Genomic DNA, 1,524 nt, shown 5'->3' with positions numbered 1-1,524 from the left:
TGTGGTGTTGTTTATGTTGTTGTGGTTTGTTCCTGTTGCAACGTGCCGCGGGTGCGGGTTTGTTGGTTGGGAACCACATAGTGGACGCAAGCAGTCTTGTTTCTTTGTACCACCCCTGGGTGCGAACCCCTTTTGAAACGGGTTCGCGGGGTGGTGTGTGGTGTAAGTTATCGGCCTATTAGTACCGGTCAGCTTCACGAGTCGTTAGTCCTCGCTTCCACATCCGGCCTATCAACCCAGTGGTCTGGCTGGGGGCCTCTCACACACAAGGTGTATGGAAATCTCATCTCGAAGCGAGCTTCCCGCTTAGATGCTTTCAGCGGTTATCCCATCCGAACGTAGCTAATCAGCGGTGCACTTGGCAGTACAACTGACACACCAGAGGTTCGTCCGTCCCGGTCCTCTCGTACTAAGGACAGCCCTTCTCAAATTTCCTGCGCGCGCAGCGGATAGGGACCGAACTGTCTCACGACGTTCTAAACCCAGCTCGCGTACCGCTTTAATGGGCGAACAGCCCAACCCTTGGGACCTACTCCAGCCCCAGGATGCGACGAGCCGACATCGAGGTGCCAAACCATGCCGTCGATATGGACTCTTGGGCAAGATCAGCCTGTTATCCCCGAGGTACCTTTTATCCGTTGAGCGACGGCCATTCCACAATGTACCGCCGGATCACTAGTCCCGACTTTCGTCCCTGCTCGAGATGTCTCTCTCACAGTCAAGCTCCCTTGTGCACTTACACTCGACACCTGATTGCCAACCAGGCTGAGGGAACCTTTGGGCGCCTCCGTTACTTTTTAGGAGGCAACCGCCCCAGTTAAACTACCCATCAGGCACTGTCCCTGACCCGGATTACGGGCCGAAGTTAGATGTCCAAAGTGACCAGAGTGGTATTTCAACGATGACTCCACCCGAACTGGCGTCCGGGCTTCAACGTCTCCCACCTATCCTACACAAGCCACTCCGAACACCAATACCAAACTATAGTAAAGGTCTCGGGGTCTTTCCGTCCTGCTGCGCGTAACGAGCATCTTTACTCGTACTGCAATTTCGCCGAGTTTATGGTTGAGACAGCGGGGAAGTCGTTACTCCATTCGTGCAGGTCGGAACTTACCCGACAAGGAATTTCGCTACCTTAGGATGGTTATAGTTACCACCGCCGTTTACTGGGGCTTAAATTCTCAGCTTCGCCTTGCGGCTAACCGGTCCTCTTAACCTTCCAGCACCGGGCAGGAGTCAGTCCGTATACATCGTCTTGCGACTTCGCACGGACCTGTGTTTTTAGTAAACAGTCGCTTCCCCCTGGTCTCTGCGGCCCCGATCCCCTCCCACCAGCGTGTGGTGTTCAAGGTTGGGGCCCCCCTTCTCCCGAAGTTACGGGGGCATTTTGCCGAGTTCCTTAACCATAATTCTCTCGATCGCCTTAGTATTCTCTACCTGATCACCTGTGTCGGTTTGGGGTACGGGCGGCTAAAACCTCGCGTCGATGCTTTTCTCGGCAGCATAGGATCACCGAATCCCCCC

General features: G+C 54.7%; 1 rRNA gene. It reads right to left on the bottom strand.

From position 1 onward, the window contains the following. Positions 1–157: 157 nt before the first annotated feature. Positions 158–1,524, bottom strand: a 23S ribosomal RNA gene (locus tag BLR03_RS23805); the annotation flags it as partial.

The sequence above is a fragment of the Arthrobacter sp. ok909 genome (assembly GCF_900104405.1).
Lineage (GTDB): Bacteria > Actinomycetota > Actinomycetes > Actinomycetales > Micrococcaceae > Arthrobacter > Arthrobacter humicola.
The sequence above is the reverse complement of the archived record's forward strand: the minus strand, read 5'-3'. Positions and strand labels throughout refer to the sequence as shown.